Origin of the sequence: Streptomyces fodineus (assembly GCF_001735805.1) — a bacterium.
GTDB classification, from domain to species: Bacteria; Actinomycetota; Actinomycetes; order Streptomycetales; family Streptomycetaceae; genus Streptomyces; species Streptomyces fodineus.
This window is the reverse complement of the sequence record NZ_CP017248.1, coordinates 7664858-7690714: the sequence shown is the minus strand read 5'-3', so window position 1 is coordinate 7690714 and position 25857 is coordinate 7664858. Positions and strand designations below refer to the sequence as shown.

The window sequence follows — 25857 nt, the reverse complement described above, 5'->3', positions numbered from 1 at the left end:
GCGACTGCGTGGACCGCTTCACCCTACTGCGGCCGACGATCACGGTGCGCCCGCACCACCCCCGACCGGTGCGTCGCCCTCACCAGGTTCCTCGCGCGGGGCGAGCGAAGCGAAATCCCCGGTGTCGCCGAGACGAACGAGAAACGGCCGAAGGCGGGTGTAACGGATGGCGGTGATGGAACACGGCTCCACGGAGATCCGCTGGAAGAGGTCGAGGTGGAGTCCGAGGGCGTCGGCGACCAGGGATTTGATGATGTCACCGTGGGAGCACATGAGGTAGACGGCGTCGGCGCCGTGCTCGCGCTCCACGCGCGCGTTCCACTCGCGTACGGCCTCGGCGGCGCGGGTCTGCATGGCGCGCATGGACTCTCCGCCGGGGAAGGCGGCGGCCGACGGATGGGCCTGGACGACCTCCATCAGCGGCTCGTCCTTGAGCTCGGCGAGCTTGCGGCCGGACCAGTCGCCGTAGTGGCACTCCCCGATCCGTTCGTCGGTGTGGGCGCGCAGGCCAGGGCGTGCCTCCAGCAGCGGCCCCACGGTCTCCCGGCAGCGCTCCAGCGGGCTGGTGACGACCTCGGAGATCGGCAGTGCGGCGAGCCGTGCGGGCAGCGCGGCGGCCTGTGCGGCGCCGCGCTCGTCGAGAGTGACGCCTGGCGTCCACCCGGCGAGCACACCGGAGGTGTTGGCGGTGGAGCGTCCGTGCCTGACGAGGATCAGCGTGGGCATGCCGCCCAGGGTAGGCGTATCAGCACATGCACCGGTGACCGGATGAAGGGAGAATGCGCTCCGTGATCGTCGACTGCGCCATTTACCGGCACGGGCACCGCACCGAGGGTCCGGAGGACCTGTCCGACGCGCTCGCCGAGGCGCGGGCCGAGGGCGGGTTCGTGTGGATCGGTCTGTACGAGCCGTCCGAGCGGGAGTTCGACCTGGTCACGCGGGAGTTCGCGCTGCATCCGCTGGCGGTCGAGGACGCGCTCAACGCGCATCAGCGGCCCAAGCTGGAGGTGTACGAAGACTCGCTGTTCATGGTGTTGAAGCCGGTCGTGTACGACGCGGCGAGCGACACCGTCTCGGCCGGCGAGATCATGGTCTTCATCGGCGACTGTTTCGTCGTCACGGTCCGCCACGGCGAGATCTCCCCGCTGGCCGCCGTACGGCACCGGCTGGAGGAGGAGCCGGAGATGCTCGACAAGGGCCCGACCGCCGTGCTGTACGCGATCTCCGACGCCGTCGTCGACCACTATCTGGAGGTGGCGACGGAACTGGGGACCGATCTGGAGGAGCTGGAGGCGGAGGTGTTCCGGCCGGAGGGCGGCGGCTCGCGGGGCACCGCGTCCCGGATCTACGGCTTCAAGCGGCAGATCCTGGAGTTCCGCCGGGCCACCGGCCCGCTGGCGCTGCCGCTGACCCGGCTGGCCGGCACCGGGCCGCTGGGCGCCTCGGTGCCCTTCGTGCACGACAAGGCGCGCCCGTTCTTCCGGGACGTCGGCGACCATCTGATGCGCGTGAACGAGTCGGTGGAGGGCCTGGACCGGCTCGTGTCGGACATTCTGTCGGCGCACCTGGCGCAGATGAGCGTGCGCCAGAACGACGACATGCGGAAGATCTCGGCGTGGGCGGCGATGGCCGCGGTGCCCACGATGATCGCGGGGATCTACGGCATGAACTTCGACCACATGCCGGAGCTGCACTGGCTGTGGTCGTATCCGGCGGTGGTCCTGGTGATGGCCGCGCTGGAGGTGCTGCTGTACCGGATGTTCAAGCACCGCGACTGGCTGTGAGGGTCTCTCGTGCCGCTCAGGCGAACTCGTGGGCGGGGGTGGCGGGGCCGCCGAGGGGGTCGCGGCGCTCGGGCATCCTGAGGGTGACCATGCGGCGCCAGCCGGCGAGGCGTTCGTAGGCGTACACCGCGTGGATGCCGGCCGCGAGCAGTGCGTACCGGGTCCTGGGCCAGCCGAGGATGCGGCCCATGTGGGCCATCACGGCGAGGCTGACGTCCCGGTGGACGCGGATCTCGGCGAGGGCGCACGCGCGCAGGGTGCGCTGGATCAGCCGGCCGTGCCCGGCGGCGGCGAACCGCAGCAGTTCCTCGTAGGTGTAGGCGAGGTGGTTGTCCTCGTCGTGGGAGATCACTCGCACGGCCTTGCCGACCTCGGGGTGGCCGGCGACGTGCCTGAGGAGCCGCTCCATCTGCTCGGCGGCGCGCTGTTCGGTGACGCGGCTGTGGGCGAGGTAGACGATGACGTCCCGCGCGCAGAGCGGCTCGTCCCGCTCGAGCCTGTCGTGGGCGAGGCCGATGCCGTTGCGTTCCAGGAGCATCGTGTAGTCGGTCTCGGGCGGTACGGCGACGGGGGTGAGGCCGCGCCTTTTCAGCAGGGCGTTGAAGATGCGCGCGTGCTTGTCCTCGTCGGCGCCGTGGCGGGCGATCTTCGGGGCCAGTGCGCGTTCGCCCGGCGGTACCAGCGCGGCGATCCGTCCGTTCTCCCAGCCGCCCTGGGACTCTCCGCCGGCGGCGATGGAGCAGAAGAGCCGGAACGACTCGTCGTTGTCGAGGATCTCCTGGAACAGACTCCTGGCCGACAGCATGGACGCCACCTCTCCGCAGGTTTCCGCAGAAATTCCGCAGGTTTCCGCAAAGACCGAGTCAAATGCGCGCAGAGGGTGACCGCAACGCGGGTGTCCGGCCACTGGGCCGAAAGAAGGAACTCCGGGGGTCGTAACCGGGTGGCGCCGGGCGCGTTGTTTCCGGTGACGGCCGTGGCGGGGAAGACCCCCGAGCCCCCACCACGGCCGCTGAAAACCCCTCCTACGCCAGTCCGGCGCGCTCCAGCGCCTCGCTGCCGGCCCGCAGGGAGGCGATCCGCTCCTGAAGCGTGAATCCGGCCGGGGACAGGCTGAGCGTGGTGACACCGGCGGCGGCGTAGGCCTTCATCCGGTCGGCGATGCGGTCGACGGAGCCCAGCAGCGTCGTGTTGTCGATGAGCTCCTGCGGAATCGCCGCCGCGGCACCGGCCTTGTCCCCGGACAGGTACTTCTGCTGGATCTCGGCGGCCTCCTTCTCATAACCCATGCGCTGGGCAAGCTGGTTGTAGAAGTTCTGCTTGGCACTGCCCATGCCGCCGACGTACAGCGCGGTGTAGGGGCGGAAGGTGTCGGCGAGGCGGGCCACGTCCTTGTCGTCGCCGACGGCGATCGGCAGCGTCGGGCAGACGTCGAACCCGTCGAGGGTCTTGCCGGCCTTCTCGCGGCCCGCGCGCAGGTACGTGAGCGTGGTGTCCTCGAGGTGGTCGGCCGAAGGGAAGATCAGCAGGGCGCCGTCGGCGATCTCGCCGGTCTGCTCCAGGTTCTTCGGGCCGATCGCGGCGATGTAGAGCGGGATGTGTTCGCGCTGCGGGTGCACGGTCAGCTTGATCGGCTTGCCCGGGCCGCCGGGCAGCGGCAGCGTCCAGTGCTCGCCCTCGTACGTCAGCCGCTCCCGGGTCATCGCCCTGCGGACGATCTCCACGTACTCGCGGGTGCGGGCGAGAGGCTTGTCGAACTTGACGCCGTACCAGCCCTCGGAGACCTGGGGGCCGGAGACACCGAGGCCGAGCCGGAACCGGCCGCCGGACAGCGAGTCCAGCGTGGCCGCCGTCATCGCGGTCATCGCGGGCTGGCGGGCCGGGATCTGGAAGATGGCGGAACCGACGTCGATGCGCTCGGTCTGCGCGGCGACCCAGGACAGCACCGTCGCCGCGTCGGAGCCGTAGGCCTCCGCCGCCCAGCACACGGAGAAGCCCAGCCGGTCGGCCTCCTGCGCCACGGCCAGATTGTCGGCGTCCATTCCGGCACCCCAGTAGCCGAGGTTGATCCCGAGCTGCATGGCCTTCCCCTTACCCATGAGTAACGTCCTTGTGGGGCGACCTTAGCGCGGCATGGGGGCCAGGGGCAGGGCAGGGAGCCGCGGTGTCCTTGGTTTCCCGGCCGATCCGGTTGTCCACAGGCAACCCACCGCACCGGTTCTGGCCAGTAATCTCGCCCGCATGGAGCAGAGGCATCTCGGCCGTACCGGCCTGCGCGTGTCCCGGATCGGACTCGGCACCCTCACCTGGGGCCGGGACACCGACGAGCACGACGCCGCGGACATGCTGAAGGCGTTCTGGGAAGCCGGCGGCACGCTCGTCGACACCGCGGATGTCTACGGCGACGGGGAAGCGGAGTATCTGCTCGGGCAGCTGATGGACGGCCTGGTGCCGCGCCGGGACCTGGTGATCTCCACCAAGGCGGGCAGCGTCCCCGACCCCGACCGCCGCTTCGACGGCTCCCGCGGCCATCTGCTCGCCGCGCTCGACGCCTCCCTGGCCCGCCTGGGCACGGAGTACGTCGACCTGTGGCACATCCACGCCTACGACCCCGAGACCCCGCTGGAGGAGACGCTCCAGGCCCTCGACATAGCGGTGAGCAGCGGCCGCGCCCGGTACGCGGGCGTCTCCAACTTCTGCGGCTGGCAGCTCGCCAAGGCGGCGACCTGGCAGCTCGCGGCGCCGGGCACGCGCACGCGGCTGGCCAGCACGCAGATGGAGTACTCGCTGCTGCAGCGGGGCGTGGAACGTGAGGTGCTGCCCGCCGCGCTGGATCTCGGCGTCGGTCTGCTGCCCTCCTCGCCGCTCGGCCGGGGCGTCCTGACCGGCAAGTACCGGCACACCACTCCGCCGGACTCGCGCGGCGCCTCCGAGCACCTGGCCCCGTTCGTGGAGCCGTATCTGGACGACACGGCGTCCCGCATCGTGGACGCGGTGACGACGGCCGCCGACGGCCTCGCCGTCACCCCGCTCCAGGTGGCCCTCGCCTGGGTCCGGGACCGGCCCGGCGTGGCCGCGCCGATCGTCGGCGCGCGCAACGCCCAGCAGCTCGCGGCGGCGTTGTCAGTGGAGGCCCTTAGTCTTCCTGACGAGATCTGCCGGGCGCTGGACGATGTGTCGGCGCCCGTGCACCGCTATCCCGATCACGACTGGAGCACGCTGTGAGCACGGAGCCGGAGACCACGGAGGAAGCCGGGCCGGGGACGCCGGACACACCCGGGACCCCGGTCGGGCAGACCACGCCCGCAAAGAGCCGTGCGGCCGGCACCGAGCCGAGCGGCAGCGTGGGCGGCGCGGACGCGGGCGGCGCCGAGGGTGGGACCAGCGCGGAGGGGGGCACGAGCGGCGCCGAGTACGGCGACAGCGAGCAGCCCGGTGCGAGCCGTGCCGGCGGCGAGACCAGCGCGAAGGCCGGCACAAGCCGTGTCGGGGGCGGGGACAGCACAGGCCGACGCGAGAGCAGCGCCGAAGGCGGGGACAGCACGGGCCCGGGCGCGAGCGGTGCCGAAGACGAGACGGGCGCGGGCGTCAGCGGTGCCGTGGGCGGGACCGGTACGGGCACAGCTGGCAGCGCCGAAGGCGAGACCGGTGCGGGCACGAATGGCAGCGCCGAAGGCGAGACCGGTACGGGCACAGCTGGCAGCGCCGAAGGCGAGACCGGTACGGGCTCGAGCGGTGCCGAAGGCGAGACCGGCGTCGGCGACGACCAGGGTACGGGCGGCGCCGGCAGTGGCGAAGACGCGGGCGCCGAGGGAGCCGAGGCCGAGGACGGCGGCGCGGGCCAGTTGTCCGAGGCGGAGGCCGAGTTGGCGGCGCAGCGGGTCGAGCGGGAGCGGATCGCACGGCGCAAGGCGGAGAGGAAGGGCCCGATCGAGAGCGGCACCAAGCTGAGCGGCAAGGCGGCCGACCTGCTGGCCGCGGTGCGGGCCGTGGAGAGCGGCGAGAAGCCGGTGACCACGGCGTTCACCGAGCCCGCGCCGGCGCCGCGCCGCCCGGCCCCGGAGCCGGCACGCCGGCCGCAGCCCGCCCCGGCCCCGGCCGCCGTCACCCCGAGCGCCCCCGCACCGGAGACGGTGGACAGCGTCCGCCGGGTGCTGGCCGAGGGCGGCGCGCCCGAGGCCCTGGCCGTCCAGGTGGCCGCGGCGCTCGGCGAGGGCGCCGACGCGGCGCTGCGCGAGGACCCCTGGCAGCTGCTGCGGATCAGCGGCGTACGGCCCGACCAGGCAGACGGATTCGCACGCGCGCTGCTCGGCGCCGCCTGCGGTCCGGGCGACGAGCGGCGGGGCCGCGCGATCACCGTCTGGCTGCTGGAGCAGGCGGCCCTGGCCGGGCACACCGCGCTGGAACTGCCCACGCTCACCGCGGCGCTGGGCCGCCAGAGCGTGCCGGACCCGGACGCGACGGTGCAGAGCACCCTCGCGGAGGGCGAGGCCCTGGCGTTCCAGGACGCCCTGGAGGAGCCGGGCGCCGCGGCCCCACAGGAGGCGGACGACGGTGAGGAGGAGCGTCCGGTCCGGGTCCTCGTCGGTCTGGAGCGGTACGCGCTCGCCGAGGAGAGCCTCGCCGACGGCCTGGCCCGGCTGGCCAACTCGCTGGCCAAGGACACCGAGCAGGCCTGGCGGACGGCCGCCGGCACCGTCTCCGGCGGGGCCGCCGAGCTGGTCCGCGCGGTCGCCGGACACGGTCTGGTGCTGCACACCGGCGGGGAGGCGGCCCGCGCCGAACCGGCCGCGCTGCTCGGTGCCGCGCGCGCCGCGGGCCTGCGCGCGTTCGCCAGCTGCCACACGCCGGACGGACGCGACCGTCTCGTCGCGCTGCTGCCGGGCGCGGACCGGGCGGAGCAGAGTGTGGGCACGGTCGCCGGTCTGCTGTCCGGTGCCGAGGGCCCGGGCCGGGACGCGGACGGCGCCCTGGAACTGGACCTGCTGATCGTGCCGGACGCGCCGCAGCTCGACGTGGAGAGCGCCGCGATGCTGGTGGAGTCGCTGCCCGACGGGGCCCGGCTGGTGCTCAGCGGCGATCCGGCGGTGCTGTGGTCGGCAGGCCCGGGGCGGGTGTTCGCCGATCTGCTCGCCGCCCGGGTCTGCCCGCAGATCGTCTCCCGCGTCCCCGACCCGGGCCCGATCGGGGACTTGCTCTCCGGCATCGGCATCGGCGAGCTGAACCAGGTCGCCGCTCCGGGCAAGGAGATCGTCATCGTCCCGGTGCGGGACGCGGGCGAGGCCGTGCACCGGACGGTCCAGCTGGTCGCGGACTCGGTGCCGCGGGCGATCGGCGTCCCGGCCGACCAGACCGTGGTGATCACTCCGGGGCACGGCGGCGCCGCGGGCACCCGTGCCCTCAACTCGGCACTGAAGGAACGCCTCAATCCCGGCCCCGGCCGTTTCGGCGGCTTCGACCCCGGCGACCGGATCGCCTACTCCCCCGCTCCGGGCCGTGCGGTGCCGGGCGTGGTGGTGAAGGCCGACGCGGACGGTCTGCACCTGTCGTGCGCGGGCACCCCGGTCGTCGTACCGCGCGAGCGAGTGGAGGGCGCCGTACGGCACGGCTGGGCGCTGACCGCGCACCAGGCGGTGGGCACCCGCTGGCCGGCGGCGGTCGTGGTGCTGCCCGGCGATGCGGTGCAGTCGCTCAGCAGACCCTGGGTGTACACGGCGTTCGGCCGGGCGAAGCGGCATCTGTCCGTGGTCCAGGGCGTGGAAGGGGCTCTGCCGAAGGCGGTGTCGGAAGCCCCGGCCAAGCCCCGCACCACCCGCTTGCAGACACTGCTGCGCACGCAGATCTCGGCGGTCGGCTGATCCCTTTCCCACCGCAACGGCGATCAGCCACGACGGCGGATCCCGGCGGTGCCGTACCGGCCCCAGGCCCTGCGGCACCGCCGGCGGACATCACCTCTCGGCGCCCTCGACCTCGTCCTCCTCCTCGACGAACTCGAGATCGTCCTCCTCGTCGGACTCGTCCTCCTCGTCGAAGACGGCGCTCACGTCGAACCGGCACACCACCCCTTGCGGGTCGATGTGCTCGAACGGCGCCTCCAGCCACTCCCCCGCCTCGGGAGCCTCGTCCGACGCGGTGACCCAGAGCGTGGAGTCGCCCTCCTCCAGGCCGAACTCCTTGTGCCGGGAAGCGATCTCGTCCGGTTCGAACTCGCCGAAGAGGATGCCCAGCGCCCCCGGGACCGTACCGGCGGCATCCTCGGCCAGTCCGCCCGCGGCTTCGTACTCCGCCGCCTCGACCCGCTGGGCCTGCGCGATCAGCCGCTGTGGTTCCACGACGGCATAGTCGCGGCGGATCAGCACGCTGACCGCGTTCGGTTCCTCGGGGCCCGCATACGGGGGCAGCTCCTCCGCACCGGGGATCTCGAAGGGCGTGACCTCGTCGTAACGGTCGTAGAGCAGCTCGTCGTACACCTCGGCGGCCGCGGCCAGCTGGTTGAACGCCTCCAAGACGGCCGGGTCGTCCTCACCCGACCTGCGTTCGACCGCGGCCAGATGACGGTCGAGCGCGGTCTTGACGGCCTCGGCGGCGGCGCGTACCTCGGCAGCGGTGGGCTGCGCAGCATCAGACATAGTGCAGACGCTATCCGTACCGGGCCCCAGCCCGCACAATAGATGCGATGCCGGAATACGAATTTGTCGACGTGTACGTGCCTCGCGGGGTGTCCCGCAAGGAGGCCACACGTCTGCTGACGGACCATGCGGAGTACGGACACTGGGAGTTGGACCGACTGAGCCTGCTGCGCGACGGCAGCCGCAAGGTGCGGTTGCGCCGGCGGATCATCCGCCAGGTGCGTGCCACGTGGTGAGACAGGACAGCTGAACGGAGCGGGCCCCGCCGGCATGGCAGGGCCCGCTCCGTTTTCCGCGCCCAACGGCTCACCGCGCCGTACGGTCCTGCCCGTACCCGGCGCCGTCGGCTAGGCCGTGGGCCGGGCCTTGCGGTAGAGCACCGCGCCCGCGAGCAGCGCGCCGGCACCCGCCGGCAGCGCGAGGCCCACCGGCAGGTCGCTGCCGGTGTGCGCGAGCTCGCCGGTGGTCAGGGACTGGCCGGAGCGGCCGCCCTGTGTGACCGGCGTGGACCCGTGCGGCCCGTGGGGCGTGTGACCGCCCTTGCCGGGCGGGGTCGTCGGGCCGCCCGGGTGTCCCGGCTGACCGGGGTGCCCAGGATGCCCGGGGTGGCCCGGCTGACCGGGATGCCCCGGGTGCCCCGGGTGGCCCGGGTGGCCCGGGTGGCCCGGGTGACCAGGGTGCCCCGGCTGTCCGGGCGGGTTGCCGTGGCCGCCGCCCGGAGGCTGGCTGTGGTGGCCGCCGCCTCCGTTGGCACAGTCGTTGCCCGTGGCGTCGTTGCCGACCCCGATGACGTTCACGCTGTTGCCGCAGACGTTCACCGGGGCGTCGATCGGCACCTGAACGGTGTTGCCCGAGCCGACGCCGGGCGAGCCGCCGGTGTGCCCGCCCGCGTGCGAGCCGCCGGAGCCGCCCTGTCCCCCCGAAGCGCCGCCGTGGTTGGCACAGGTGTTGCCCATGGCCGGGTTGAGCAGCCCGACCACGTTCACGGTGTTGCCGCACACGTTCACCGGCGCGTGCACCGGCACTTGCACCGTGTTGCCGGACAGTACGCCGGGCGAGCCGGCGGCGGAGCCGAACGCGCCCGCGTCGGCGTGGGCGTAGCCACTCGCGGCGGCGATCACACCAGTGGCGGCCGCCACCGTCATCAGGCCCTTGCGGGTGCCCTGTCGCATTTCTGAATTCCCCTGCCTTCGATCCTGCTGTGCATGCCTCGCGCGTGCATTGCAGTGCATTCGTTGCGTTGCTTTGCTTTGCGCATCTCGCGGATCGTGTCTTCCGCGCAAGAGGCCGGTCGGCCCCGGAGCGCATGGCGCGCGCTCCGGGGCCGACGGCTCGAGAAAGACGCCCCCCTCAGGAGGTCGTCGTCACTTGTTGACGCAGGTGTTGCCGAAGGCAGGGTTCAGGAGCCCGATCACGTTGACCGTGTTGCCGCAGACGTTCACCGGGACGTGCACGGGCACCTGAACGACATTGCCGGAGACGACGCCCGGCGAGTGCACCGCGGCACCCTGGGCTCCGGCGTCTGCGACGGCGAGGCCCGCGCCCGCGAGAACCAGCCCACCGGTGGCAGCCGCAGCAGCGACGACCTTCTTGATCATTATTCCTCCTTGTTGGCAATGCGACTCCAAGGTGCGGAGTCACATCACCTGTAACGAGGAGGAACTAATGAAGCTACGAACCGATCGTCGCATTCACCCGTTCCAGTCACCCCCGTACGCGCGGCCGAATATCCAGGCCCGGAACCTCACGACGCGTCGATGAACCGGTCCAGCACCCGCACACCGAATTGCAGGCCGTCGACCGGCACCCGCTCGTCCACGCCGTGGAACATGCCGGCGAAGTCCAGCTCCGGCGGCAGCTTCAGCGGGGCGAAGCCGAAGCTGCGGATGCCGAGGTCGTCGAAGGACTTGGCGTCGGTGCCGCCGGAGAGCATGTAGGGGATCGCCTTGGCGGTGGGGTCCTCGGCGAGCAGCGCGGACTGCATCGCCTCCACCAGCGCGCCGTCGAAGGTGGTCTCCACGGCCTTGTCGGTGTGCACGTCCTCGCGGCGCACATGCGGGCCGAGTAGCCGGTCGAGGTCGCTGAGGAACTCCTCCTCGTGGCCGGGCAGGAAGCGTCCGTCGAGGTGCGCGGTGGCCTCGCCCGGGATGACGTTGACCTTGTAGCCGGCGTTCAGCTGGGTGGGGTTGGCGGTGTTGCTCAGGGTCGCGCCGATGAACTTGGCGATGCCGCCCAGCCGGAGGAGGGTGGACTCCATGTCCTCCGGGTCGAGCTCGGTGCCGAGCGCGTCGCCCAGTTCGTCGAGGAAGGCCCGGGTGGTCTTGGTGACCCGCACCGGGAACTTGTGCCGGCCGACCCGGGCCACCGCCTCGGACAGCTCGGTGATGGCGTTGTCCCGGTGGATCATGGAGCCGTGCCCGGCGGTGCCGGCCACGGTCAGCTTCATCCAGTGCATGCCCTTCTCGGCCGTCTGGATCAGATAGAGCCGGCGCTTCTCGTTCACCGTGAACGAGAAGCCGCCGACCTCGCTGATCGCCTCGGTGACGCCCTCGAACAGCTCGGGGTGGTTGTCGACCAGGTAGCGGGCGCCGTAGGTGCCGCCGGCCTCCTCGTCGGCGACGAAGGCGAGCACGATGTCCCGCGGGGGCCGCCGGCCGCTGCGCAGCCGGTCGCGCACGACCGCGAGGGTCATGGCGTCCATGTCCTTCATGTCGACGGCGCCGCGGCCCCAGACGCACCCGTCGGTGACCTCACCGGAGAAGGGGTGGTGGGTCCAGTCGTCGGCGTTGGCCGGTACGACGTCGAGGTGGCCGTGGATCAGCAGCGCGGGCCGGGACGGGTCCTCCCCCTCGATGCGGGCCACCGTCGAGGCGCGGCCCGGGTGCGACTCGAAGATCTTCGGCTCGAGACCGACCTCGGCGATCTTCTCGGCGACCCACTCGGCGGCCTGGCGCTCACCGGGTCCGGAGTGGTCGCCGTAGTTGCTGGTGTCGAACCGGATCAGCTCGCGGCAGAGGTCCACGACCTCGTCCTCGCCTGTGACGTTCCTGGCCGTGTCCGTCTCGCTCACGTGCTTCCTCCCGCGCTGTCGCTGCTGGTGGTCCTTCTTCATCCTCCCTCTCCCCGGGCCCGCGCCCCAAGACCGGTGCCGGCCCGTCACACGCCGTTCACGCGAGACCGGCCCGCGGCCGGGGGGTGATCAGCCACCCCTGAAAGCCTGGTAATGTTTCCCTCGTCGCCGCGAGGGAAGCCCCGCCAAAAGGGATCTCCCGCACGACAGACACCTTGTCCGGGTGGCGGAATGGCAGACGCGCTAGCTTGAGGTGCTAGTGCCCTTTATCGGGCGTGGGGGTTCAAGTCCCCCCTCGGACACCAGTGAGGGCCCCTGTTCGTCAGGGGCTCTCTGCTTTTGCCCGCGAGCCGATGCCGGTGGTGCGAACTACCCCTGAGTGTCCGCTCCTTGACGGTGTGTGAGGCATGTCTCGTCCGGCGCGAAGGTCGGCAGGTCAGGGACCTGGAGTCGGGGCACCGCGGTCACCCGGACGGCCCTTGCGGGCGGCTGGACGAAGGGGCGAAGCCTAGCGTCGTACTACTATTTCCGGCTTGTTACTCGGCCGGACCCGACGTGAGGACCCGATGGCAGCCATAGACGAGAGCAGCGCTCTCGGCCTGCTCGATGACGAGATCCGCACGCAGTTCGGCGACAGGGCGCGGTTCTCCGCGGGGCCCGCCGCCTCGCCGCGCACGCTGGTCGACATCTTCGACGCGACCGTACGGTCCCATCCGGACGAGCCGGCTCTGGACGACGGTACGACGTGCCTCAGCTACCGTGCGCTGGCCGGCGAGGTGGAGCGGCTGCGGCGGCGGCTCGCGAGGGCGGGGGTCGGGCGCGGGCACCGGGTCGGGGTGCGGGTTCCCTCGGGGACCAATGAGCTGTACGTCGCGATCCTCGCCGTCCTGGCCGCCGGTGCCGCCTATGTCCCCGTGGACGCCGAGGACCCGGACGAGCGGGCGGAGCTGGTGTTCGGGGAGGCGGAGGTGCGGGCCGTCATCGGGGCCGGGCACACCGTCACCGTCCAGGGCGGCTCCGGCGCCCCGGCCGCACGGCCCGGTGCCGAGGAGGACGCCTGGATCATCTTCACCTCCGGGTCCACGGGGAAGCCCAAGGGCGTCGCCGTCACGCACCGCAGCGCCGCCGCCTTCGTGGACGCGGAGGCGGCCCTGTTCCTCACGGAGGAGCCGATCGGGCCCGGCGACCGGGTCATGGCGGGGCTCTCCGTGGCCTTCGACGCGTCCTGCGAGGAGATGTGGCTGGCCTGGCGGTACGGCGCCTGTCTGGCGCCGGTGCCCCGGTCGCAGGTCAGGAGCGGTGCCGATCTCGGGCCCTGGCTGGTCGAGCAGGAGATCACCGTCGTCTCGACCGTGCCCACGCTCGCCGCGCTGTGGGAGCCGGGGACCTTGAACGACGTACGGCTGCTGATCTTCGGGGGCGAGGCCTGCCCGCCCGAGCTGGCGCAGCGGCTGGTCACCGAGGGGCGCGAGGTGTGGAACACCTACGGGCCGACCGAGGCGACCGTCGTGGCCTGTGCGGCGCTGCTCACCGGCGAGGAGCCCATCAGGATCGGGCTGCCCCTGGGCGGCTGGGAGCTGGCGGTCGTCGACGAGGCCGGGGAGCCGGTGCCGATGGGCGGCAGCGGGCAGCTCGTGATCGGCGGGGTCGGGCTCGCGCGCTATCTCGACACCGACAAGGACGCGGAGAAGTACGCACCGCTTCAGTCGCTGGGCTGGGAGCGCGCGTACCGGAGCGGTGACCTGGTCAAGGCCGATCCCGAGGGGCTGATCTTCCTGGGGCGGGCGGATGAGCAGATCAAGCTCGGCGGGCGCCGGATCGAGCTGGGCGAGGTGGATGCCGCGCTGCAGGCGCTGCCCGGTGTGGCCGGAGCCGCGGCCGCCGTGCGGACCGCCCGCAGCGGCAATCAGCTCCTGGTCGGCTATGTGGTCACCCAGGACGGCTGGGACCAGGCGGCCGCCGTCGAGAAGCTGCGCGCCGAACTGCCCGCCGCGCTGGTGCCGCTGCTCGCACCCGTCGCGGAGCTGCCGACCCGTACCTCCGGGAAGGTGGACCGCAACGCCCTGCCCTGGCCCCTGGAGGGCGTGGAGACCCCCAAGGCCGATCTGTACGGCACCGAGGCCTGGCTCGCCGAGCAGTGGGCGGAGGTCCTCGGCATCCCGGTGAGCAGCGCCTGCGACGACTTCTTCGCGATCGGCGGCGGCAGTCTGGCCGCGGCCCAGCTGACCACCCGGCTGCGCACCCGCTATCCGAGCGCCGCCGTCCTCGACATCTACCAGCAGCCCACGCTGCGCAAGCTGGCCCGGCGCCTGGAGGCCTCGGCGCAGGACGAGGGCAAGACCCGCGCCATCGCGCCGGTCCCGGTCCGCGCCCAGGCCGTCCAGCTGCTCCTGCTCGTCCCGCTGGTCACGCTGCTCGGGCTGCGCTGGACGCTGGTCCTGGCCGCCGTGGGGAAGGTGCTGCCCGGCTACTCCTGGCTGCCGGCCGCCCCCTGGTGGCTGCTCGCGGCCGGAGCGCTGCTGTTCTTCACCCCGCCCGGCCGGATCACCATCGCCGCGGGCGGGGCCCGGCTGCTGCTGCGGGGCCTTGCGCCCGGGCGGTATCCGCGGGGCGGGAGCGTGCATCTGCGGCTGTGGACGGCCGAGCGGCTGGCCGAGTTCAGCGGGGCCACCGCGCTGACCGGATCGTGGCTGGAGCGCTATGCGCGGGCGCTGGGCGCGAAGGTCGGGCCCGAGGTGGACCTGCACTCGCTGCCGCCGGTCACCGGCATGCTCAAGCTGGGCCGGGGCGCGGCCGTGGAGTCCGAGGTCGATCTGTCCGGGTACTGGCTGGACGGCGACCGGCTGGAGATCGGCCCGGTCAAGGTCGGCGCGCATGCCGTCGTGGGCACCCGCAGCCTGCTCTTCCCGGGCGCCCGCGTCGGCAAGCGGGCCGAGGTCGCCCCGGGTTCCGCGGTCTGCGGGCAGGTGCCCACCGGTCAGCGGTGGGCGGGTGCGCCCGCGGTCAAGCTCGGCAAGGCCAAGCACAACTGGCCCGAGCAGCGGCCGCAGCGGGGCACGTGCTGGCGGGCCATGTACGGCATCACCGGGCTCGCGCTGAGCTCCCTGCCGCTGCTCGCGGGTGTGGCCGCGCTGCTGGTCGCCCGGCTCTTCGTGGCGCCCGGAGCCTCGCTGGGCGAGGCCCTGCGCGGGGCGGCGCTCGGTCTGGTCCCGGCCACGCTGGCCTACGGGCTGGCGTACGCGCTGCTGATCCTGGTCGCGGTACGGGCCTTGAGTCTGGGGCTGCGCGAGGGCACGCATCCGACGCACAGCCGGGTGGGCTGGCAGGCGTGGACCGTGACGCAGCTGATGGACCGGTCCAGGCAGACGCTGTTCCCGCTGTACGCGGGGCTGGTCACACCGGTGTGGCTGCGGCTGCTGGGGATGCGGATCGGGCGGGGCGCCGAGGTGTCGACGGTGCTGGCGCTGCCCAGCCTGACCACGGTCGGCGAGGGGGCGTTCCTGGCGGACGACACGCTGACCGCGCCGTACGAGCTGGGCGGCGGCTGGGTGCGGATCGGGCGCGCGGAGATCGGACGGCGGGCCTTCCTCGGGAACTCCGGGATGACCGCGCCGGGGCGGAGCGTGCCGGACGGCGGGCTGGTCGGGGTGCTGTCGGCGACGCCGAAGAAGGCGAAGAAGGGCACCTCCTATCTTGGGCTGCCGCCGGTGAAGCTGCCGCGCAGTGCCACCGGCGGGGATCAGAGCCGTACCTACGATCCGCCCGCGCGGCTGCTGTGGGCGCGCGGTCTGGTGGAGCTGTGCCGGATCGTGCCGGTGCTGTGCTCGGCGGCGCTGGCCGCGGCGACGGTGGCGGTGCTGTGTGCGCTCGGGGTCTGGGCGTGGGCGCTGTCGGGTGCGGTGCTGCTGGCGGCGGGTGCCGCGGCGGCTGTGGTGTCGATCGGCGCGAAGTGGCTGCTGGTGGGGCGGCACCGGGCCGGGGAGCATCCGCTGTGGAGTTCGTTCGTGTGGCGCAATGAGCTGGCGGACACGTTCGTCGAGGTGCTGGCGGTGCCGTGGCTGGCCGGGGCCGTGCCGGGGACGCCGGTCATGACGGCGTGGCTGCGCGGGCTCGGCGCGCGCATCGGCAAGGGCGTGTGGGTCGAGAGCTACTGGCTGCCGGAGACGGACCTGGTGACCCTTCAGGACGCGGCCACCGTCAATCGTGGCTGTGTGCTGCAGACGCACCTCTTCCACGACCGGATCTTGCGGACGGATACTGTGGTCCTCCGTGAGGGCGCCACCCTGGGCCCTGGCGGGATCGTGCTGCCCGGCAGCACGATCGGGGCCCGTACGACCCTGGGGCCCGCGTCGCTCGTCATGGCCGCGGAGTCCGTCCCGGACGACACCCGCTGGCTCGGCAACCCGATCGAGGCATGGCGTCCCTGAGCGCGGGCCGCTCGGTGGCCACGGGCACGGGCGCACCGGGGATTGGTTCGAGCAAGGCGCAGGGAGCGAACGCGGAAGTGGCAGTGCAGCAGTCGGCCGGTCCGGACCCGTACTTCCCGGACAACGGTGATCCCCGCTACCGGGTGCACCGCTACGAACTGGCACTGGACTACCGCCCGGGCCCCAACCGGCTGGCGGGCACGGCCCGGATCAACGCCATCGCCGGGCCGGCGCCGCTCACCGAGTTCCAGCTCAATCTGGCCGACTTCCGGATCGGCCGGGTGCGGCTGGAGGGCCGGCAGCCGCACTACACGCACCGGGGCGGACGGCTGCGGATCCGCCCGGCCAAGCCGATCCGGGCCGGTGCCGCGTTCACCGTCGAGGTCCACTGGTCCGGCAACCCCAAGCCGGTGGCCAGCCCCTGGGGCGGGCTCGGCTGGGAGGAGCTGGCGGACGGGGCGCTGGTGGCGAGCCAGCCGGTCGGGGCGCCGTCCTGGTACCCGTGCAACGACCGGCCCGCCGACAAGGCGTCCTATCTGATCTCGGTCACCACGCCGTCGGCGTACGCGGTGGTCTCGGGCGGCCGACTGCTGACCCGGACGACGAAGGCCTCGACGACCACCTGGGTGTACGAGCAGTCCGCGCCCACGTCCAGCTATCTCGTCGGCCTGGCGATCGGCAGGTTCCAGACGGTGCTGCTGGGCGACCCGGGCCCCGGCGGCATACCGCAGCACGGGCACATCCCGGCGCGGCTGCTGCCCGAGTTCTCCCGGGACTTCGCGCGGCAGCCCGCGATGATGGAGCTGTTCCAGGAGCTGTTCGGGCCGTACCCGTTCGACAGTTACGCGGTCGCGGTGACCGAGGAGGAGCTCGATGTGCCGGTCGAGGCCCAGGGGTTGTCGCTGTTCGGCTCCAACCATGTGGACGGCGCCCGGGGCTGGGAGCGGCTGGTGGCGCACGAGCTGGCGCACCAGTGGTTCGGCAACTGCGTCTCCATCGCCGACTGGCGGCACATCTGGCTGAACGAGGGCTTCGCCAAGTACGCGGAATGGCTGTGGTCCGAGCGCTCGGGCGGCCGTAGCGCGCAGCAACTGGCCGCCGCGGCCCACCGGTTGCTGTCCACGCTGCCGCAGGACCTCCGACTGGCCGACCCGGGGCGCAAGTCGATGTTCGACGACCGGCTCTACGAGCGGGGCGGTCTGACCGTGCACGCGGTGCGCTGCGCGCTGGGCGACGACGCGTTCTTCCGCATGCTGCGGGGCTGGGTGCGGCTGCACCGGAACGGGTCGGTGACGACGGCGGCGTTCACCGCCCACGCGGCCCGGTTCGCGGACGAGCCGCTGGACGGGCTGTTCGAGGCCTGGGTGCACGGGGCGAAGCTGCCGCCGCTGCCGGTGCTGCGCGAGGTTCCCTAGACTTGAAGGGTGGCCCGGCCCAATGAGGAGGTCGAGGCGCTCCTGCAGGAGTACGCGGACCTCATCGCGATCACGGGAGGCGACGCCTTCAAGGCGCGCGCCTACGAGAAGGCGGCGCGTGCCATCGGCGGGTATCCGGCCGACGTCTCCAAGCTCGACGAGGACGGGCTGAAGGAGATCCCGAACGTGGGGAAGTCGATCGCCGACAAGGTGGCCGAGTACCTGCGCACGGGGAAGATGGCGGTGGTCGAGGAGCGCCGGGCGAAGATCCCCGCCGGGGTGCGGGAGCTGATCACGATCCCCACCCTGGGCCCGAAGAAGGCGCTGCGGCTCTACGAGGACCTGCACATCTCCTCGGTCGGCGAGCTGGCCGCGGCGATCGAGGCGGACGCGCTGGCGGACCTGAAGGGCTTCGGCGAGAAGACGCAGGACAACATCCGGCACGGCATCGAGCTGCTCCAGCGGGCGGGCGCCCGGGTGCCGCTGTCGCTGGCCCTGGACACCGCCGAGGAGATCGTCGCCGAGCTGTCCGAGGTGACCGGATGCAAGCGCTGCGCGTATGCCGGCTCGCTGCGCCGGATGCGGGAGACCGTCGGGGATCTGGACGTCATCGTCGCGGCGAAACGGTCGGAGCCGTTCATGGCGGCGCTGTGCGAGCTGCCGGCCACCGCCGAGGTCATCGCGCGGGGCACGAAGAAGACGTCGGTGCGCACCGCGAAGGGGCTCCAGGTCGATCTGCGGGTGCTGCCGCCGGAGTCGTGGGGCGCCGGGATGCAGTATTTCACCGGTTCCAAGGCGCACAACATCCGTACCCGCACCATCGCCGTGCACCAGGGGCTGAAGCTGTCCGAGTACGGCCTGTTCGACGCCGAGAGCGGCAACTCGCTGGCCTCCCGCACCGAGGAGGAGGTGTACGACCGGCTCGGGCTGCCGTGGATCCTGCCTGCGCTGCGGGAGGACCGCGGGGAGATCGAGGCGGCCCTGCACGGGGAGCTGCCCGAGGTGGTGACCGAGAAGGACATCCGGGGTGACCTGCACACCCACACCGATCTCACGGACGGGCTGGCCCCGCTGGAGGAGATGGTGGCGGCGGCCGCCGAGCGCGGTTACACGTACTACGCCGTGACGGACCACGCGCCCAACCTGTACATGCAGCGCATGACCGACGAGAAGATCCTCGCCCAGCGGGAGCGGCTGCGGGAGCTGGACGGCACCCACCACAGGATGCGGCTGCTGCACGGCACGGAGCTCAACATCGATCCGGACGGCGGGGTGGACTGGCCCGAGGAGTTCCTGGCCGGTTTCGACCTGTGCGTGGCCTCCCTCCACTCGCACTTCGACCTGGGCCGCAAGGCGATGACCCGGCGGCTGCTGCGGGCCTGCGAGAACCCGTACGTCAACATCCTCGGGCACCCGACGACCCGGCTGATCGGCAAGCGGGCGGGGGTCGACGCCGACTGGGACGAGGTGTTCGCGGTCTGCGCGCGCACCGGCACCGCGCTGGAGGTCAACGCCCAGCCGGACCGCCTGGACCTGCGCGACGAGGACATCCTGCGCGCCCGGGAGCACGGCGTGAAGTTCGCCGTGAACACCGACGCCCACTCCATCCCGCATCTCGCGCAACTGCGTTACGGCGTCGGCACCGCGCAGCGCGGCTGGCTCACCCGGGACGACGTGATCAACACCTGGCCGCTGACGAGGTTGCGCCGCTTCCTGCGCAAGGGGAGGTGAGGGGCGTCATTCCGGGGCGTCCTTCCGGGGCGTCATTCCCGGTCCAGCCACAGGGGTGACAGGTCCTCCTCCGCGTCGGACGCTCCCACCGCCCTGATGTCCCCGTCGGCGGCGCGCAGCAGCCTGCGGCCCATGGCGATCAGGGCACGTCCGGCGGCGAGTTCGTCGCCTATCTCCGGTACGTCGGGGTCGTACGGGTTGCGGCGGGCCTCCGCGTGGCTCTCCAGGACGTTGTCGCCGGTGTCGAGGATGATCCGGGCGGTGGTGTCCGGGTCGCGCTCGGAGAGGTACAGGTTCAGCCGCCACTCCTTGACGGCCGGAGGACGGCTCGTCACAGGTCGGGTCATGGTCCACCTCCCGGTGCCGCACTGCCCTTCCACTGTGCATCCGGCCCCGGGCGGACGCCTCCCCTGGTGCGGGCAGAATGTGGCCCATGACCTCGCGCACCTGCCCCTGCGGACTCCCCCAGCCCTACGACGCCTGCTGTGGCCGTTTCCACACGGGGCCGGCCGCCGCGCCGACCGCCGAGCTGCTCATGCGGTCGCGGTACTGCGCGTTCGTGAAGGGGGACGCGGGGTATCTGCTGCGCACCTGGCATCCGGGGACGCGGCCCGAGCGGCTGGAGCTCGATCCGCGGATGAGGTGGACGGGCCTGGAGATCCTGGAGACCACCGACGGGTCCGCCTTCCACAGCACGGGCACGGTGACGTTCCGCGCCTCCTACCGGGGAGGTTCGCTGCACGAGCGGAGCCGGTTCGAGCGGGTCGACGGGGCGTGGGTGTACGTGGACGGGGACTTCCTTCAGTAGCCCCGGTCAGGGCGCCAGGATGTCCAGTTCTTGCAGGGCGCCCACGGTGATCTCCCTGGTCAGCTGTTCGGCGCGGGCCGCGTCGCCCGCGCGGACCGCCTCCGCCACCTGCACATGCAGGGTGACCGCCGCCGGGTCGGGGTCCTCGAACATGACCTCGTGATGGGTGCGTCCGGCCAGGACCTCCGCGACGACATCGCCGAGCCGGGCGAACATCTCGTTGCCCGAGGCGCTCAGGATGACCCGGTGGAAGGCGATGTCGTGGACCAGGTACTCCTGCAGTTTGTGGCCGCGTGAGTTGGCGACCATGCCGAGCGCGCACTCGGTGAGTTCGGCGCACTGCTGCGCCGTGGCGTGCCTGGCGGCGAGGCCGGCCGCGACCGGTTCGACCGCCGAGCGCAGCACGGTCAGTGAGCGCAGCTGGTGCGGGCGGTCGGCGCCCGCCAGGCGCCAGCGGATGACCTGCGGGTCGTAGACGTTCCACTCGGCCTTCGGGCGGACGGTCACGCCCACCCGGCGGCGGGACTCGACCAGGTGCATCGACTCCAGCACACGCACCGCCTCACGCATCACGGAGCGTGACACCTCGAAGTGCTGTGCGAGTTCGTCCGTGCGCAGAACGCTGCCCGGCGGGTACTCGCCCGCGGTGATCGCGGGGCCCAGGGTGTCCAGAACACGGCCGTGCAGCCCCCGGCCCGGTGTGGTCATGCACTCAGCGTACGGCGTGGATCACCCGCCGAAAAAGTCAGACTTATATGTCACAGACCCTTGAATTCGTCGTACCTAATGGGCTTCAGTGTGGCGACGCCGATGTGGCGTCGGATGCCGAAGGAAGACAGCGAGGCAGTTCATGCGAACCCCCCAGGTCGTCGTCGTGATGGGCGTCGCGGGGACGGGCAAGACCACGATCGGTCCCTTGCTCGCCGCGCGGCTGGGCGTCCCGTACGCCGAGGGCGACGACTTCCACCCGCAGGCCAACATCGACAAGATGTCGGCCGGGATCCCGCTCGACGACAGCGACCGGTGGCCCTGGCTGGACGCCATCGGCCACTGGGCGCACGGGCGGGCCGGACTGGGCGGGGTGGTCAGCAGCTCGGCGCTGAAGCGGTCGTACCGCGACCGCCTCAGGGCCGCCGCTCCCGGTGTCGTCTTCGTGCACCTCACCGGCGACCGGAAGCTGATCGAGGACCGGATGAGGCAGCGGCAGGGGCACTTCATGCCGACCGCGCTGCTGGACTCCCAGTTCGCCACGCTGCAGCCCCTGGAGCCGGACGAGGCGGGAGTCGCCGTGGACGTCGGCGGCAGCCCCGAGGAGATCACCGAGCGCGCCGTGCGGGCGCTGGACGCGCTTCCCGTGGCATCCGAGTAGCACCTCACCCCCGTCCCCCCGTCATCGCAAGGGAACCCCCGTGACCAGACTCAGCGTCGAGATGCTGGCAGCGGACGCACCTCCGCCGATCACCTCCGCCGGACACGCCCAGCTGGGCATCGCCGTCCTGGTGGGCATCGCCGTGATCGTCCTGCTCATCACCAAGTTCAAGCTCCATGCCTTCCTGGCGCTGACCATCGGGTCACTGGCGCTCGGGGCGGTCGCCGGAGCGCCGCTCGACAAGGCCATCACCAGTTTCACCACCGGGCTCGGCACCACCGTGGCCGGCGTGGGCGTCCTGATCGCGCTCGGGGCGATCCTGGGCAGGCTCCTCGCCGACTCCGGCGGCGCCGACCAGATCGTGGACACGATCCTCGCCAAGGCCGGCGGGCGCACCATGCCGTGGGCGATGGTGCTCATCGCCTCCGTGATCGGTCTCCCACTGTTCTTCGAGGTCGGGATCGTGCTGCTGATCCCGGTCGTGCTGATGGTCGCCAAGCGCGGCAACTACTCCCTGATGCGCATCGGCGTCCCGGCACTCGCCGGTCTGTCCGTGATGCACGGCCTGATCCCGCCGCACCCCGGCCCGCTCGTCGCGATCGACGCGGTCAAGGCCAACCTGGGCGTGACCCTGGCGCTCGGCATCCTGGTCGCCGTCCCGACGGTGGTCGTCGCCGGTCCGCTGTTCTCCAAGGTCGCCGCCCGCTGGGTGGACGTGCCCGCGCCCGACCGCATGCTGCCGCAGCGCGCCTCGGAGGAGCTTCAGCGCCGTCCCGGATTCGGCGCGACGCTCGCCACCGTGCTGCTGCCGGTGGTGCTGATGCTGGCCAAGGCGCTGGTCGACATCGTCGTCGACGACCCCACCGACATGAACCAGCGGGTCTTCGACATCATCGGCTCCCCGCTGATCGCGCTGCTCGCCGCGGTGATCGTCGGCTTCTTCACGCTGGGCCGGCCCGCCGGGTTCAGCAAGGAGCGGCTGCAGCAGACCGTCGACAAGGGCCTGATGCCGATCGCCGGCATCCTGCTGATCGTCGGCGCCGGCGGCGGCTTCAAGCAGACGCTGATCGACTCCGGCGTGGGCCAGATGATCCTGGACATCTCCAAGAGCTGGTCGATCCCGGCGCTGCTGCTGGCCTGGCTGATCGCGGTCGCGATCCGGCTGGCCACGGGTTCGGCGACGGTGGCGACGGTCTCGGCGGCGGGCCTGGTGGCCCCCCTCGCGGCCGGCATGTCGACCACCCACACCGCCCTGCTGGTCCTCGCCATCGGCGCCGGCTCGCTCTTCTTCAGCCATGTCAACGACGCCGGATTCTGGCTGGTGAAGGAGTACTTCGGGCTCAGCGTCGGGCAGACCGTCAAGACCTGGTCGGTGATGGAGACGATCATCTCGGTGGTGGCCGGCGGCCTGGTCCTGCTGCTGTCGCTGGTCATATAGGGGCGCTACGACGATGACGGCTCACCCGCTCTTCGACATCAGCGGCCGTACGGCCCTGGTCACCGGGTCCGGCCGGGGCATAGGCCTCGCGCTGGCCCGGGGCCTGGCCGAGGCGGGCTGCACGGTGGTCCTCAACGGGCGCGACACCGGCCGGCTGGCCGAGGCCGCGGCGGAACTGCCGGGCGACGTCCGTACGGCGGTTTTCGACGTGACCGACGGTCCGGCCGTGGCCGCCGGGATCGCCGAGGCCGAGGAGCGGGTGGGCCCGCTCGACATCCTCGTGAACAACGCGGGCATGCAACTGCGCGCACCCCTGCTGGAGTTCACGGACCGCGACTGGCACCGGATCCTGGACACCAACCTCACCAGCGCGTTCCTCGTCGGCCGCGAGGCCGCCGGGCGGATGACGGAACGCGGCCACGGCAAGATCATCAACATCTGCTCGCTGCAGAGCGAGGTCGTCCGGCCCGGCATCGCGCCGTACGCCGCCACCAAGGGCGGGCTGAAGATGCTCACCAAGGGCATGTGCGCGGACTGGGGGCCGTACGGCGTCCAGGTCAACGGCCTCGGCCCCGGTTACATCGAGACCGAGCTGACCCGGCCGCTCGTGACGGACGGGGAGTTCAGCGCCTGGGTCCGCCGGCGCACCCCGGCCGGCCGCTGGGGCCTGCCCAGGGACCTGGTCGGCGGCCTGCTCTTCCTCGCCTCGGCGGCCTCCGACTTCGTCAACGGCCAGATGCTGTACGTCGACGGCGGCATGACGAGCGTGCTCTGACCTCGGAAAGGGGCTGCGGGAATGCTGGGTTGTGTGATCCACGGCGCGGGCGAGCTGCGGGTGGAGGAGCTGCCCTCGCCCGAACCCGGGCCCGGCGAGGCCCTGGTGGCCGTCCGCTACGGCGGGGTGTGCGGCTCGGATCTGCACTACTGGCGGCACGGCGGGGTCGGGGACTTCCGCCTCCGGGAGCCGATGGTGCTCGGGCACGAGGTGGTGGGCACGGTGGTGTCCTACGGCGATTCGGCCACGGGTCCCGCACCGGGTACGGCCGTTGCCGTGCACCCCGCCACCCCGTGCGGGCGCTGCCCGGAGTGCGCCGGCGGGCGGGCGAACGTGTGCCGGGACACCCGATATCTGGGCAGCGCGGCCCGCTTTCCGCATGTCCAGGGCGCCTTCGCCGAGCGGATCGCCGTACCGGCCGGGCAGTTGAGGGCGCTGCCGGCCGGACTCGCGCTGCGGCGGGCCGCGCTCGCCGAGCCGCTGTCGGTGGCGCTGCACGCGGTGCGGCGGGCCGGGGACGTGTCCGGCGGGCATGTGCTGGTGACCGGGGCGGGGCCGATCGGGTGTCTGGTGGTCGCGGCGGCGAAGGCGGGCGGCGCGGCCCGGGTGACGGTGACCGATCCGGTGCCTCAGGCCCTCGGGTACGCGGCCGTGGCCGGGGCCGACACGCTGGTACGGGCCGACGATCCGGGTGATGCGGGGTGGCCCGGGGAGGTGGACGTGGCCGTGGAGGCGTCGGGGGTCGCGGCCGGGCTCGACGCGTGTCTGCGGCGGGTGCGGCGCGGCGGTGTGGTCGTACAGCTCGGGATGCTGCCGCCGGGGCAGTCCGTGTTCGCCGGGAATCTGCTGGTGAGCCGGGAGATCGAGCTGCGGGGCTCGTTCCGGTTCGGCGCCGGGTTCGAGGACGCGCTGGAACTGCTGGCCGCGAGGGGGGAGTTCGACGGGCTGGTCAGTGCGGTGGTTCCGGTGCGGGATGCCGAGGCCGGGTTCGAGCTGGCCGGTGATCGGGGCCGGTCCTGCAAGGTGTTGCTGGAGTTCGGGAACTAGGGGCGCCAGAGCGGGTGTTCCCGCTCCGCCCACTGCCTGCTCACCGTTCCCGTGCGCAGGCCCCGTCGCGCCTCCGGGTCGCCCAGGGCCATGCCGATGTGGCCGGCCAGGACCACGCCGATCGTCAGGGCCAGCCAGTCGTGGACGAAGGTCGCGGAGGTGCGCCAGACCAGGGGCGCGAGGTGGGTGAACCACATCATCAGGCCGGTGCCGAGCATGACCAGCGTGGCGCCGGCGATCCAGGCGGCGTAGATCTTCTGGCCGGCGTTGAACTTGCCCGCGGGGCGTGAGGAGTGGCGTTTGTCGCGGCGCAGGGCTGCGCGCAGCCAGACGCGGTCGTGCGGGCCGAAGCGGTTGAGGAAGCGCAGGTCGGCACGGAAGGCCCGGGAGGCCAGGCCCAGCAGGACCGGCACGGGGAGGGCGAGTCCGGCGCACTCGTGGATACGGACGACCAGTTCCCGGCGGCCGACCAGGATCGCCAGCTGGGGGATGTAGAGGACGGCGGCCGTGGCCACGCAGACGCCCATCAGCGCGGCCGTGCCGCGGTGCACCCAGCGTGGGGCCCGGCCGAAGCGGCGGACGCGGGCGCCGGGCGGGGCCGGGGTCTCAGCTCGTAGGCTCATCGGTCCGTCCGTTCGAGCGGCCGACCCAGGCGTCGACGTCGTAGCCGAGGTTCTCCCAGTAGCCGGGCTCGACCCGGTCGGTGACCGTGATCCCGGAGAGCCACTTGGCCGACTTGTAGAAGTACATGGGGGCGACGTAGAGGCGGACCGGGCCGCCGTGGTCGTGGGAGATGTCCTTGTCCTGCATGCGCAGGGCGACCAGGACGTCCGGGCGGCGGGCCTGGTCGAGGGTGAGACTCTCACTGTAGGTGCCGTCGAAGCAGGTGAAGCGGATCGCCTTCGCGGTGGAGCGGACTCCGGCCGCGTCGAGGAGGTGGGAGAGGCGGACGCCTTCGAAGGGGGTGCCGGGGACCCGCCAGCCAGTGACGCACTGGACGTCCTTGACCAGCCGGGTCTGCGGCAGGGCGCGCAGATCGGCCAGGGTGTAGGTGTGCGGGCGGTCGACCAGGCCGCCGATCTTCAGGTGGTAGTCCGTGGCCTTCAGCCGCGGCACCGACGCGGCGACGGAGTAGTAGCGGAAGCCGCCGCCGTTCGGCAGCAGGCCGGTCAGGCCCGTCGGGTCCTTGCCGGCGACGGCGCCGAGGAAGCCCTCCAGGCCGCGTTGCAGCGTGGGCGCGGCGACCACGCCGAGCGCGCCCAGGCCGAGGGTGCCGAGGAAGACACGGCGGCCGACGGGCCGGCCGTCCTGTTCCTCGGATTGTTCAGAGTTCACGCGTTCATTCGAGCACTCGGGGCCCCGGG

23 protein-coding genes and 1 tRNA gene are annotated in these 25857 nt (G+C 72.3%); 13 read left to right on the top strand and 11 right to left on the bottom strand.

Features of this window, described 5'->3' with window-relative positions; translation table 11 throughout:
* Positions 1-39 precede the first annotated feature (39 nt).
* Positions 40-726 carry a histidine phosphatase family protein gene (locus BFF78_RS33185; protein ID WP_069781814.1) on the bottom strand — a complete coding sequence of 229 codons (687 nt, stop codon included), beginning with the start codon at positions 724-726 and terminating at the stop codon, positions 40-42.
* A gap of 62 nt (positions 727-788) precedes the next feature.
* On the opposite strand from BFF78_RS33185, the gene corA reads away from it, so the two are divergent.
* Positions 789-1784 (top strand): magnesium/cobalt transporter CorA, encoded by a 996-nt coding sequence (corA, locus tag BFF78_RS33180; protein WP_069783958.1) that lies wholly within the window; start codon positions 789-791, stop codon positions 1782-1784.
* A gap of 16 nt (positions 1785-1800) precedes the next feature.
* On the opposite strand, the gene BFF78_RS33175 is transcribed toward corA, so the two are convergent.
* Together BFF78_RS33175 and BFF78_RS33170 are read right to left on the bottom strand one after the other, a co-directional pair.
* Entirely contained in the window at positions 1801-2589 is a 789-nt protein-coding gene (locus tag BFF78_RS33175) for a hypothetical protein (RefSeq protein ID WP_069781813.1), read from the bottom strand.
* A gap of 220 nt (positions 2590-2809) precedes the next feature.
* Positions 2810-3865, bottom strand: a complete 1056-nt coding sequence (locus BFF78_RS33170) for an LLM class F420-dependent oxidoreductase (RefSeq protein ID WP_069783957.1) — start codon at positions 3863-3865, stop codon at positions 2810-2812.
* A gap of 160 nt (positions 3866-4025) precedes the next feature.
* On the opposite strand from BFF78_RS33170, the gene BFF78_RS33165 reads away from it, so the two are divergent.
* Both BFF78_RS33165 and BFF78_RS33160 read left to right on the top strand, forming a co-directional pair.
* On the top strand, positions 4026-5009 hold the full coding sequence (locus tag BFF78_RS33165; RefSeq protein ID WP_069781812.1) for an aldo/keto reductase: 984 nt from the start codon (positions 4026-4028) through the stop codon (positions 5007-5009).
* A complete protein-coding gene (locus BFF78_RS33160; protein ID WP_069781811.1) occupies positions 5006-7642 on the top strand; it encodes a helix-hairpin-helix domain-containing protein in 2637 nt (878 codons plus the stop codon). Before BFF78_RS33165 ends, BFF78_RS33160 begins: the two co-directional genes overlap by 4 nt.
* Before the next feature lie 90 nt (positions 7643-7732).
* Here BFF78_RS33160 and BFF78_RS33155 read toward each other — a convergent pair whose 3' ends face one another.
* Entirely contained in the window at positions 7733-8413 is a 681-nt protein-coding gene (locus tag BFF78_RS33155) for a hypothetical protein (RefSeq protein WP_069781810.1), read from the bottom strand.
* A gap of 47 nt (positions 8414-8460) precedes the next feature.
* Between BFF78_RS33155 and BFF78_RS33150 the strand changes: the two genes are divergently transcribed.
* On the top strand, positions 8461-8649 hold the full coding sequence (locus tag BFF78_RS33150; protein WP_043407302.1) for a DUF5703 family protein: 189 nt from the start codon (positions 8461-8463) through the stop codon (positions 8647-8649).
* Positions 8650-8760: 111 nt separating this feature from the next.
* Here BFF78_RS33150 and BFF78_RS49565 read toward each other — a convergent pair whose 3' ends face one another.
* The 3 genes from BFF78_RS49565 to BFF78_RS33135 form a co-directional block, all read right to left on the bottom strand.
* Positions 8761-9585: a chaplin gene (locus BFF78_RS49565; protein WP_069781809.1), complete on the bottom strand. Its 825-nt coding sequence runs from the start codon at positions 9583-9585 to the stop codon at positions 8761-8763.
* A gap of 192 nt (positions 9586-9777) precedes the next feature.
* Positions 9778-10011: a chaplin ChpH gene (gene chpH / locus BFF78_RS33140; RefSeq protein ID WP_069781808.1), complete on the bottom strand. Its 234-nt coding sequence runs from the start codon at positions 10009-10011 to the stop codon at positions 9778-9780.
* 146 nt (positions 10012-10157) lie between these two features.
* On the bottom strand, positions 10158-11483 hold the full coding sequence (locus BFF78_RS33135) for a M20/M25/M40 family metallo-hydrolase (RefSeq protein WP_069783956.1): 1326 nt from the start codon (positions 11481-11483) through the stop codon (positions 10158-10160).
* Positions 11484-11700: 217 nt separating this feature from the next.
* Between BFF78_RS33135 and BFF78_RS33130 the strand changes: the two genes are divergently transcribed.
* The 4 genes from BFF78_RS33130 to polX all read left to right on the top strand — a co-directional run bounded on the left by BFF78_RS33130 (position 11701) and on the right by polX (position 19056).
* Positions 11701-11788 (top strand) — tRNA-Leu (locus BFF78_RS33130).
* Positions 11789-12049: 261 nt separating this feature from the next.
* Positions 12050-15910, top strand: a complete 3861-nt coding sequence (locus BFF78_RS33125) for a Pls/PosA family non-ribosomal peptide synthetase (protein WP_069781807.1) — start codon at positions 12050-12052, stop codon at positions 15908-15910.
* 77 nt (positions 15911-15987) lie between these two features.
* Complete coding sequence (locus BFF78_RS33120) at positions 15988-17325, top strand: M1 family metallopeptidase (protein WP_069781806.1); 1338 nt, start codon at positions 15988-15990, stop codon at positions 17323-17325.
* 9 nt (positions 17326-17334) lie between these two features.
* Positions 17335-19056 (top strand): DNA polymerase/3'-5' exonuclease PolX, encoded by a 1722-nt coding sequence (gene polX, locus BFF78_RS33115; protein ID WP_069781805.1) that lies wholly within the window; start codon positions 17335-17337, stop codon positions 19054-19056.
* A 32-nt stretch (positions 19057-19088) separates the two neighbouring features.
* Here the strand turns inward: polX and BFF78_RS33110 are convergent, their stop codons facing one another.
* Positions 19089-19403, bottom strand: a complete 315-nt coding sequence (locus tag BFF78_RS33110) for a dsRBD fold-containing protein (RefSeq protein WP_069781804.1) — start codon at positions 19401-19403, stop codon at positions 19089-19091.
* An 86-nt stretch (positions 19404-19489) separates the two neighbouring features.
* Here BFF78_RS33110 and BFF78_RS33105 point away from each other — a divergent pair, with 86 nt between their 5' ends.
* Complete coding sequence (locus BFF78_RS33105) at positions 19490-19864, top strand: YchJ family protein (RefSeq protein WP_099054980.1); 375 nt, start codon at positions 19490-19492, stop codon at positions 19862-19864.
* Between the two features lie 6 nt (positions 19865-19870).
* Here the strand turns inward: BFF78_RS33105 and BFF78_RS33100 are convergent, their stop codons facing one another.
* Complete coding sequence (locus BFF78_RS33100; protein ID WP_069781802.1) at positions 19871-20572, bottom strand: FadR/GntR family transcriptional regulator; 702 nt, start codon at positions 20570-20572, stop codon at positions 19871-19873.
* Positions 20573-20714: 142 nt separating this feature from the next.
* Between BFF78_RS33100 and BFF78_RS33095 the strand changes: the two genes are divergently transcribed.
* The 4 genes from BFF78_RS33095 to BFF78_RS33080 are packed head-to-tail and all read left to right on the top strand — an operon-like array spanning position 20715 to position 24493.
* A complete protein-coding gene (locus tag BFF78_RS33095; protein WP_069781801.1) occupies positions 20715-21233 on the top strand; it encodes a gluconokinase in 519 nt (172 codons plus the stop codon).
* A gap of 40 nt (positions 21234-21273) precedes the next feature.
* Positions 21274-22671, top strand: a complete 1398-nt coding sequence (locus tag BFF78_RS33090; RefSeq protein WP_069781800.1) for a GntP family permease — start codon at positions 21274-21276, stop codon at positions 22669-22671.
* Positions 22672-22684: 13 nt separating this feature from the next.
* Positions 22685-23446, top strand: coding sequence for an SDR family oxidoreductase (locus tag BFF78_RS33085; RefSeq protein ID WP_069781799.1), 762 nt, complete (start codon positions 22685-22687; stop codon positions 23444-23446).
* A gap of 21 nt (positions 23447-23467) precedes the next feature.
* Positions 23468-24493: an L-idonate 5-dehydrogenase gene (locus BFF78_RS33080; RefSeq protein ID WP_069781798.1), complete on the top strand. Its 1026-nt coding sequence runs from the start codon at positions 23468-23470 to the stop codon at positions 24491-24493.
* Here BFF78_RS33080 and BFF78_RS33075 read toward each other — a convergent pair.
* Together BFF78_RS33075 and BFF78_RS33070 are read right to left on the bottom strand one after the other, a co-directional pair.
* The gene (locus tag BFF78_RS33075; RefSeq protein WP_069781797.1) at positions 24490-25116 is read right to left on the bottom strand and encodes a cytochrome b/b6 domain-containing protein; all 627 of its coding nucleotides are present in this window, start codon (positions 25114-25116) and stop codon (positions 24490-24492) included. The genes BFF78_RS33080 and BFF78_RS33075 overlap by 4 nt on opposite strands.
* The gene (locus BFF78_RS33070) at positions 25100-25828 is read right to left on the bottom strand and encodes a molybdopterin-dependent oxidoreductase (RefSeq protein WP_069781796.1); all 729 of its coding nucleotides are present in this window, start codon (positions 25826-25828) and stop codon (positions 25100-25102) included. Before BFF78_RS33070 ends, BFF78_RS33075 begins: the two co-directional genes overlap by 17 nt.
* Positions 25829-25857: the final 29 nt, after the last annotated feature.